Origin of the sequence: Microbacterium sp. C448, assembly GCF_000582705.2 — a bacterium.
In the GTDB taxonomy this organism is placed as follows: Bacteria; Actinomycetota; Actinomycetes; order Actinomycetales; family Microbacteriaceae; genus Microbacterium; species Microbacterium lacus_A.
The window spans coordinates 1-240 of record NZ_HG779725.1 but is presented as its reverse complement, the minus strand read 5'-3'; the positions used below and the strand labels follow the sequence as shown (position 1 = coordinate 240).

Below are 240 nucleotides of genomic sequence, written 5' to 3'. Positions count from 1 at the left end.
CACCGCCGATTCGGACCGCGCCGTGACCTCAGAAACGGCCTCGATCGTCACGGCGTCGACGCGGCGGCCGAGCCGACCCAACAACTCGAGCGCGACGGCCTGATCGGCATCGGATGCCGCGGCCACGAGTCCCTCGCGATGCACCGAATCGACGACCTCGCCGACGTGCGCGACCAGTTCGCGCAGCGTGTCGACGAGGTTTTCCATACCTCAATTCTGCCGAGGGCCACCGACATTCAG

The 240-nt window shown here is 67.1% G+C and carries 1 protein-coding gene; it reads right to left on the bottom strand.

Features of this window, described 5'->3' with window-relative positions; translation table 11 throughout:
- On the bottom strand, nt 1-207 hold a 207-nt coding region (locus MIC448_RS11185), incomplete at its 3' end, for a hypothetical protein (protein WP_036299607.1).
- Nucleotides 208-240: the final 33 nt, after the last annotated feature.